At 68.3% G+C, this 9,538-nt stretch carries 3 protein-coding genes and 1 tRNA gene; 1 reads left to right on the top strand and 3 read right to left on the bottom strand.

Going from position 1 to position 9,538, the window contains the following annotated elements; genetic code table 11:
- Window positions 1-5,495: hypothetical protein (locus GXY15_04560; protein NLV40484.1), on the bottom strand; the 5,495-nt coding region annotated here is incomplete at its 3' end.
- A gap of 244 nt (window positions 5,496-5,739) precedes the next feature.
- Here GXY15_04560 and GXY15_04555 point away from each other — a divergent pair.
- The gene (locus GXY15_04555) at window positions 5,740-5,883 is read left to right on the top strand and encodes a hypothetical protein (GenBank protein ID NLV40483.1); all 144 of its coding nucleotides are present in this window, start codon (window positions 5,740-5,742) and stop codon (window positions 5,881-5,883) included.
- Window positions 5,884-6,069: 186 nt separating this feature from the next.
- On the opposite strand, the gene GXY15_04550 is transcribed toward GXY15_04555, so the two are convergent.
- Both GXY15_04550 and GXY15_04545 read right to left on the bottom strand, forming a co-directional pair.
- Window positions 6,070-6,145: transfer RNA gene (locus GXY15_04550), tRNA-Lys, on the bottom strand.
- A 300-nt stretch (window positions 6,146-6,445) separates the two neighbouring features.
- Entirely contained in the window at window positions 6,446-9,499 is a 3,054-nt protein-coding gene (locus GXY15_04545; GenBank protein ID NLV40482.1) for a DUF5107 domain-containing protein, read from the bottom strand.
- Window positions 9,500-9,538 lie beyond the last annotated feature (39 nt).

The raw sequence follows: 9,538 nt of genomic DNA, 5'->3' as shown, positions 1-9,538 counted from the left end.
TCCCCGTCGCAGGCGACGGTGAGCGTGTGCCCGTCCTTCGCGTAGACCGCGCCGACCGCCTTGTTTCCGTCCATCTCCAGCGTTTCCGGATTCACCGCCCCCGACAGGTGGCCCGTCCACCCGGAGAGATGGTACCCCTCCGGCGGCACCGCCGTGAGCACCACCTCCACGCCGTCCAGATACCGGCCCGTGTAATACGGTTCCGGCACGGCGGCAATACCCGGATCCTCCAGCACCAGCGCCCACTCCGGCGTGAACCCGGCCACCAGGGCGATGTCGTCCGTCATTTCCACCACCCCGTCCACCACCAGAGAGGCGTCGTCCCCCAGCCACCCCGTGAAGCGCCACGGGGCCTCGTTGAGCGGATAGGGATACAGCGTCAGCTCCGTGCCATAGTCCACGACATACTCATACAGCACCCGCTGCTCCGTCGCGTCCAGCACCGTGGAGGCGTCCGGGGCCATCAGGTCCGGCCCATAGACGTCCACCTTCACCAGCGAGTCCGGGGCCAGCTCCACGGAAAGCGTCTGTTCTTTGGCAAAGACGGCGGTGCCCGTCAGGTCCCCGGCGAAGGTGCCCTGCAGCAGCAGGGCATTGCCCGTGAAGACGCCCCCGCCCTGCCATTCCTTGAGCCGCCATCCCTCGGCCACATCGGCCTCGACGGTGAACGCCGCGTCGTAGGACACATTGGGCAGGGAGACGGAGGCCGCGGGGCCGTCATAGAGGTTGTTGGCCGTGAGGGTGAGTGTGATGGCGCATTCCACCGGGAGGGAGAGCCCCGCGTGGGCGCTGACGGCGCTCACCGTGATGGTGTGCTGGGTCTGCGTGAAGACGGCCTCGGCGTCCATATCCTCGCCGACCGTCACTGCCACGGGATTCCCCGATCCCGTCACGTCGCCGGTCCACTCGGAGAACTGCCACAACGATGCCGGGGCGGCGGTGAGGGTCACTTCGGTCCCGTAGTCCACCTCCAGAGAGACCTCGGTGTCCGGGCCGTCGGAATTCGCGCCGGCGGCCAGGGTGATCGTGCCGCCGGTGGTCTGCAGGGTGGAGAGGGACACGGTGTGCGTGTCCTTCTCAAAGGCCGCGGTGATCTCCAGGTCCCCGGAGACGGTGCCCTGGGCCGGGGTCTGGGCGCCTGTCAAGTCGTCCTGCCATTCGAGGAAATGCCAGTGGTCCTCCGCGGTGGCTGTGACGGTGTACGAAGCGCCGTAGTCCAGCTCCAGCGAGACCTCCGCCGCGGGGCCGTCGCTTTCCTCCCCGGAACTCAGGGTGACCAGCCCGCCCCCGGGGGCGGTGACGGTGACGGTGTGGCGGTCCACGGCGAAGACCGCGGTGACCGCCCGGTTGGTGTCGAGGGTGACCGTGGCGGGGGAAGTGCCGCCGGTGGCGTCGCCCTGCCACTCCACAAAATGCCAGTGGTCGTCCGCTGTGGCGGTGAGGGAGACCTCCGTGTCCGGGGCATAGTCCGTCTGGTCCGGGGACAGGGCGACCGAGCCCTCCCCGACGACGTCCACATCCAGGACATGCCGGCACGACCCGTCATGCAAGACATACACGCCGCGGGCCTGCAGGGCGGGAATCTGCGTGCAGAGAGCCTCCTGGGTCAGGGGGTTCATGGAAAGACGCACGTCGTCGCCGCTGGCCAGGCCGGTGTTTGCCACGAGGGGGGCCAGGTCGGTGATGTCATTGTCCTCCAGATACAGCATCTCCAGGTTTCCCAGTCCCGCCAGGGGGGTGAGATCGGACACGCCGATGTCATCCGCCTGAAAATACGTGAGGTTGACCAGCGGAGCGGCGAAGCCCAACCCGGCGGTCGCCAGGGGGTTGGAGGAGACTTCCAAGTGCTCCAAGTTCGTGAGGGTGGAGAGGATGGACGGGTCTGTCACATCGTTGTCGGCGATGCTGAGACCCCACAGCCCCGTGCGATTGGCCAGGAAAGACAGGTCCGACACACCGTTGTCCCCGACGCTGAGTACCCACAGCTCCGTGAGAGGGGCCAGGAAGGACCAGTCCGACACGCCGCACCCGTCCAGCACGAGCCCGAACAGGTGGTGCAGGTCCCCGATGGGCTCCAGGGAGACGGGCTGGGTCCCGGACAGGATAAGTATCTGCAGGTTGACCAGCGGGGCCACGGGGGCAAGGCTGGTGATGCCCGGGTTGCCGGAGAGATTCAGGAAGGTCAGGTCGGCGCAGTGTTCCAGGCCCTGCAGCGAGGCGATCTGGCTGCTGTAGGCGTCGAGTTCGGTGAACTCCGGATCGCGTCCGACCAGGTCGGTGAGGTACAGGTCACCCGCGGGCTTGTCTATGGCGCCGCGCACGGCGGCTTCCAGGTTGGCGTCGGCGAAGGTCACTGCGGTCTGGGGCACCTGGACAAAGACCACGGTGACGGTCTGCGTGCCCTGGGTGACCAGGGAGGGCTTGCGGTAGCGGCCCTCGGAGGCGAGCGCCCCCTCCCAGTGGTCGAGCATCCAGCCGGGGGCCGGGTCCACCTCAAAGGGGACCACGTCGCCGTCCAGGTGGCAATGGACGCCCGGCGTGGGGGACACGGAGCCCTGGCCGGTCACCTGGACCGTGAGGGACCCGTCATAGGCCGCGAAGTTCGCCGTGATTTCCCGGTTCTGGTTCATGACGATGGAGCTGAGGGGTTCGCCTCCCGCGGCGTCACCGGACCACTGGTCAAAGAACCAGCCGGAGAACGGCCAGGCCTGGAGGGAGACATCGTCGTTGTAGAGGAAATAGTGGCGCCCCTCCGGGGGTTGCACAGACCCCTCGCCCACGCGGTACATGTCCAGCGTCACCTCGGCGGGCAGGAAGACCGCCCTGAAGGAGGTGCTGGCGGAGACCTCGAAGCAGTGGTTCGGGTCGTCGGAAACCACCGCATTGGCGCTGTCCACCCAGTGCAGGAAAGCCCATCCAGGGCCGGGGGCGGCGGAGAGGCAGCGGTATTCGCCGCTGCGGCAGGCCCATTCGCCGGGGGCGGGGGACACCGTCCCCACGCCTTCGTGGGGTAGCATGGTCAGGGTGATGGCACTGGCCGCGAACACGGCGGTGACATTCTTGTTCGCCGTCATCTCGACGGCGGTCTGCGGGTCCGTGCCCGAGGCGTCGCCCTGCCACGACTGGAACACATAGGCCGGATTAGTCTGCACCGCCTCCAGCTGCACCGTGCTGTTCTGCGCGACCGCGCGGGTGCCCGTGAAGGGAGAGACGGCCCCCGAATCGGCCGGGCTCACGGCGGTGCCCAGGGAATAGGACGGGCCGCAAAAGGCGTCGTGGTCCACCTGGTTGTCCCGCGCCTCCAGGACCGGAATATGGGTGCACACGTCGTCCTGCGTGAGGGGATTGCCGGTCAGGTCAACGTAACTGTCCGTGAACGTCGCCGCAGCAAGGGCGGACAGGCCGGAAATCTGGTTGTCCTGGAGATAGAAGGTGTTTTCCGACTCGGCGACCCCGGCGAGGGCGTCGGCGGAGGTGATCTGGCAGCTTGCCGCCAGCAGCACCTGGAGGTCTGGCGTGTTGGACAGGGCGGCGATGCTGGCGAGGGAGAAGTTACCGTGCGCCAGAATGAGCTGCAGCCCCGTGCAGGAGGAGACGCAGGAGAGGGAGGTGAGGTTGTTCCAGGAGACGTCCACGCCCATGAGGTCCGGCCAGTTGGAGAGCAGGGAGGTCATCTGCGTGTCGTTCAGCCCGAGGTCGCCCAGCCCCAGCAGGACCAGGTCCTGCAACCCGTAGAGGGGGGAGAAGTCCGTGGCCGGATTGCCGCTAAGGGCAAGGTATTGGAGATTCTCCAGATCCGCCAGCGGGGAAACGTCTGTGATGTCATTGCCGCTGAGGCCGAGAAAAGTGAGCTGCGTGAGGTCCGCCAGGGGGCTGACATCCACAATCTGGTTACTTTGGCCGGGAATGGGCGCAATACCCCGGGTGAGGATGTTGCCGCAGCCAAGCTCCACCGCCGTCAGGTTGACCAGCGGGGCGAGGGGGGAGAGGTCCGTGATGCTGTTGCGCCCCAGGTCCAGCTCTTCGAGGGAGGTCAGCATGGACACCTCCTCGATGTCCGCAATCTCGTTGTCATACAGGTCGAGGGTGACCAGCTCCACCAGCAGCTCCAGGCCGTCAAGGTGGCTGATTCCCAGGCCGGAGGCGGTCAGGGAGGTGAGCTTTCCGTCCAGCACCTCGGACCAGTACAGAGGGCCGCCAAACGAGCCGACGGCCACACGAATGGCCTGTTCCAGCGCGGGGTCGTCTATGTACGGCGCGATGTCGGCGTCCTCGTCCGGACCGTAGACAGCGTGGACGGCGACGTCCGTGTCCATGGTCACAAACAGCGGGTTGGCCGTGCTGGTCTGCATGCTGCCGCCGGACGGGGTGATCTCCCACCGCTTGAACTCCCACGGCGGGCAGGCGATGGCGCGGAGCATGGCGTCCGATCCGGAGGCGTATTTCTCCGCCACGGGGTAGGGCCACAAAGCGCCCCCCTCCATGGTGCGGGTCATGGTGCGGAAGGTGCCCGTCGGACATTGGAGCGGGTCGGCCGCCCTGACAAGGTAGGTTGACGGGGCGTCCTGCCATTCCAGCAGGTTGCTGAGCCCGTCACCGTCGGTGTCCCCAACAAAGCTGAAGGGCCAGGGGGGATAATGGAGCAGGTCGTTCTGGGCGGTCTCGGTTTCTGGGAGCCATCCGACGGCCGACCCCATCAGCAGGCCGACATAGACAGACACCAAGTCCCCGAGCATGCAATAGGCGGTGATGGTGTTCCTGATTCGCTGGTCCACGGAGGAGACCCCTTCCACCAGGGCGAACGCGTCCTCGATGGTGTACCACCGCGCGGCGGCGGCGGCCTGGGAGGCCCCCCCCTGCGCGGAACGGTCATACCCCTCGGTTTGGAGGATTTCCTGGAGCAGAAGGAATTCGGTCTGGTCCGGGATGCCGTTGGGGGCGAGCGGGGTGATCTGTCCCGCCGTGGTCGTCAGCAGGGCGTTGCAGTCTATGGTCCCGGGGGCGGCAGTGCTGTCAAAGTACTCCCACGTGTACGCGAAATCTGAGGCCAGGTTGAGACTGACAAAGAACTGGTCCAGCGTCTTGAGGTCCTTCGGCGCGCGGGAGGCTCCCCCGGACTGCATCTTCGCCGCCGTCGGCGAACGGCGGTCGCGCAGGGTTTCCAGGCGGTTTTCCAGGCCCTTCAGGCTCTTTGCCTCGGGGAGAAGTTCGGTGACGGCCTCCGGATCAAGCAGCGCGGCGGGAATGTCCGTGGAAAGCGAGGTCTCGCAGACCTCCATGGGTGTGTGTGCGGGCGGCGGAGAGGCTTGGAGGGTCCGCTCATACCACGCGCGGACCGCCGCGGCCTGGCTGACGGCAGGAGCGGGGGACGGGGAGGGGGACGGCGACTGCGCCGAAGCCCCCGGCAACCCGGCCCACCCGGCAAAGAACCCCACCCCTCCAAGCGCCAGCACCGCAACCCCAACCAGCACACCCAGCCGAACCGTACCACGCATGACCATCCCTTTCCCTGTGCAGCCGATCCAACTACAAGCAACCGGCCACTGTTTCCCCCGTATCAAGTCTCGCCCACCAGTATATAGATGTTTTGATTGTTTGTCAATAGCACTTAGCGGGTTCTAAATAATAACACTTCCTTATAAGAAGAATCTCTGGCTTCGGCCGGGATTGGGTGGAACAGGTGGAACGGAGAAGGGGGCATTCCCTGCCGCAGCGCCAATGAATAGGGACGCGGGGCTGGTGAACGCCCGGACGGTGCATGTGGACGCGACGCTGATCCGCGCGGATGTGAGCTGGGACAGCCTGGTGACGCGGCACGCGAACCAGGTGCTGGAGGGCAATGCAGGCCCGGAGCCTTCCGGCGACGAGGACGCGGAGGTTTGAGGGGGAAAAGAAGAGTCTGGAGTCTGCAGGAAGGGGCGCGCGGGCGAGCCCGCGCGAAGAAAGGCGGTAGCAAGCTACCGCACTCCAAGGGGCGTAGCACGGCGCGGTCCCTGGGGCAGTAAGGAATGCCGGCGGTTTTCGGGCGCTGGGAGGCGGGGGAGTTGCGGCGTTTGCGTTGTAAATCAATGGTGAACGGGGCGGGGCTCGAACCCGCGACCACCGGATTAAAAGTCCGATGCTCTACCAACTGAGCTACCCGTCCACTGTAGAAAAGACAGTAGCGGCGCATGCGCCGCTCCGGGGAATAGTACCGTTTCTGCGGGGGAATTGTCAAAGCGGGGGCGGCCGTTGCCGGGTAAGACCGCGTTCAAAAACGGGGATGTTGTGCGGGGAGAGGGCGCGAGAAGAGGGCGCGGCAAGCGGCGCCCCTACGGGCGGGGGTCCTGGTCTTTTCGTGTGCGCCCCGGGCACGGGGAGAGGGCGCGGCGGGCGGCGCCCCCACAGGCGTGCGCCGCAGGTCAACGCATATTGGGGCGCGGCCTGGCGCCCTCCCCTTTCCCGCCTATTTCGGCAGCAGTTCGAGGGCGGCGGCGCATTTTTTGACGTGCGCGTCCTGGGCGTCGGTGACGGTGATGAAGGGGAGCGGCGGGGACTGGCGGTCCACCTGGCTTGCGCCCTCGGTCCATTCGGCGCGGGCCTCTTCGGTGCGGCCGAGCAGGTGGAGCATTTTGCCGGCCCAGTAGCGGGCCTCGGCCTCGGTGGGTTTGTATTTGCGGCCGACGCCGAGGTTTTCGGGGTAGGTGAGGGCCTCGCGGAAGTCGGCGAGGGCGTCCCCGGTGCGCCCCTCTTCGGCGCGGAGCTTCCCGCGCGCCGTGAGGGCGGCGGTGTAGAGGTCGCGGGGCTTGGTGGCGCCCTCCCAGTTGGTGAAGTCGCCGGTGCGCAGGAGGTCGAGGCAGCGGTCGTACTGCTTCTCGCCCAGCAGGGCCTCTGCGCGCCAGAGGGCGAGGTCGTAGCGGATGTCAACGCCGGCGGGCAGCGCCTCGACCAGCGCGAGCGCCTCGGGCCGCCGCCCGAGGGCCGTGAGCACGGCGGCGAGGTCGTTAAGGATGACCTGGTCGCCGGGGGCGGCGGCGAAGGCCTTCTTCAGGCACTCCTCCGCACCGGCCAGGTCGGCGTCTTTTTTCCAGCGGTGCAGGCCGAGGAGCCGCCACGCGGGCGCGAGGGCCGGGTCGAGCGCGACGGCGGCCTCCCACCGCGCGACGGCCTCGTCCAGGCGGTGGGCGCCCGCGCAGGCAAGGCCGAGCAGGTACGGCGCGTTGGCGGCGGCGGGCTGCCGGGCGGCGGCCCATTCCAGCACGGCGAAGGCCTGCGCGCCGTGGGGGAAGTTCTTGGACAGGGGCGCGGCGGCGGCGCGGGCGAGCAGGTCGTCCACGGGGACGGCCTTCAGGGGGGGCGGCGCGTCGTCGCCGAGCCGGTCGCGGTAATACGCGGCGGCGTAGAGGACGAAGGGGTCGTCCTGCGGAAACAGCGTCTTGTCGGGGAGGGCGGCGCGCAGCAGCAGCAGCGCCGCCGCGGGCTGGCCGTGGTCCGCGAAGAACGCGGCAGCGTCGAGAACGTTGAACACGGGGTCGCCGCCAAGCCCCCGGAGGGCGGGCACCAGCGCGGGAACCTCGCCGCGCGCCATCGGCTCCAGCAGCGCGGGCAGCGGGTCGAGCGGGGCGTCCTTGCGGACGGCCGCGAGGTCCTTTGCCAGGGCCTCCCCGCCGCCCAGAGCGTACCGCGCGGCCAGCAGGCTGTCGCGGTTGGCGCGGTCCTGGGGCGCCCACGCGGCGGCGCGCTCAAACAGGGAGCGCGCCTCGTCGGGCCGTCCGAGGTTCATGGCGGCGCGGCCCGCTAGGTTGAGGCCGGCGGCCTCCAGGCCCGCGCAGCGCGACGCCTTCCACCCCCAGGTGGCCGCCGCCGCGAAATCCCCCCGGCGCAGGCAGGCCACGCCGAGCTGGTAGGCGGCGGGGCCGTGCTCCGGGTCGCGCTCGAGGGCCTTTTCCGCATGGGCCGCCGCGTCTGCGTGGAGCCCCTGCTCGTTGTCGAGGACGGCCAGCGCCCAGAGCGTGTCGGCATGGGCCGGGTCCGTCGCGAGCGCCTTGCCGTAGGCGGTGCGGGCCCCGTCGGGATCCGACTGGCTGTCCAGCAGGAAAGCCTCCGCGAACAGTTCGTCCGCCGTGGGGAGGCCGTCGGCGCGGGACGGCTTCTTCTCCAGGCTGGGCGGGTTCACCTTGGGGATTTGCAGGGGGAAAACCTGGTCCAGCAGGACCGCGCCGGGGACGGAGACCCGCAGCCGCAGGGGCGCGTCGGCGGGCACGTCCTTCCCGAGGTCGAACGCGAGGACGTTGGGCGTCTTCGGGAAGAGGGTGACGATCCGCGCGCCCAGCGGCGCGGAGTCCGCGCCGAAGAGCGCGCACTCGGCGGCGGCGTGTTCGGCGGTGGCGATCATGCGGACCGCGAGCCCGGCGCCGTCGCGTTTCACGGAGACCGCCAGGTCGCCGTTGGCGAAGTCGAAGCCGTCGCCGAGACCGTGGACGGGATACCAGCACTCGCGCCAGGCGATGGTCTGGCGGGGGCGCATCATGCCGTGGTCCGCCTGCGTGCGCAGGGGGCCGCTCTGCACCTCGATGTAGGGGGCCTCGTCGCGGCCCGCGTCGGTGAGGCCCGTCTGGCTGTAAACGCCGAAGTCGTCGGTGCCCCAGGTCCAGGCCTTCTTTCCGGGCACCTGGTGGTGGTTGGCGTGGGACACGATGCCGCGGTCGCGTTCGGCGTCATAGGCGCCGAAGAAGTCGAAGTCCACCTTGTACCCGAACACGGAGGTCATGGTGTCGTAGTTCTTGAGCCAGGTGATGTCGCGGCCCCCGTTTTCCGGCCAGGTGAAGAAGGTGGTGCCGTTGTGGTCCGTGCCCAGGGTCATGGGGTAGATGAAGCGGGTGCCGGGCCGGCTGGGGAAGGCCGTGTTGTTCCAGAAGTAGTAGGGCTGCACCCCGTCGGTGGGGTTCGTCAGGCGGATTTCCTCGTCGAGGAGCGCGCGGCCGGGATGCAGGGTGAGGCGCACCTCCCAGCGCGTGCGGAAGGTCTTCTCCACGGCGGCGACAATGAGGGTGGCGGAGCCGTCGGGGTTCGCCTCCAGCACGCCGCCCACGGGCTCCATCATGAAAACCGTGTGGCCCTGGGGGCCGACGTTCCACTCGATGCCGCCGGCGATCCACGCGCCGCGCATGGCGATGAGCGCGGGCTTGATCACGTCGTTCTTGTGGAACATCTCCTCCCCGGTGGTCTTGTCGAACACCGAGTGGATGCGCCCGCCCAGCCCGGGCAGGCAGACCACGTGCAGGTACTCGTTCTCCAGGTGCAGGGCGCGGTAGGCGCGGTCCTCCTTGTGCGGCGGCAGGTGGTCCTGCCGGGTCCAGGGGTAGTAGATGGATGTCTCATACGCCTGGAACACCGGGTTCGGGTCGTCCTCCCACCCGTAGGTGGGCAGCGTGAGCGTGTCCTCCCACTGTTTCACCGGCTCCGCGGCGAGAGACGCCCCCGCAATCAGGAACAGACCGATCCACGCGCCCATTCTCATCGCACAACCCTCTCTATGTTACGTGCATCCCCCGCCGCG

The sequence above is a fragment of the Candidatus Hydrogenedentota bacterium genome, from assembly GCA_012730045.1.
Taxonomy (GTDB): domain Bacteria; phylum Hydrogenedentota; class Hydrogenedentia; order Hydrogenedentales; family CAITNO01; genus JAAYBR01.
The sequence above is the reverse complement of the archived record's forward strand: the minus strand, read 5'-3'. Positions and strand labels throughout refer to the sequence as shown.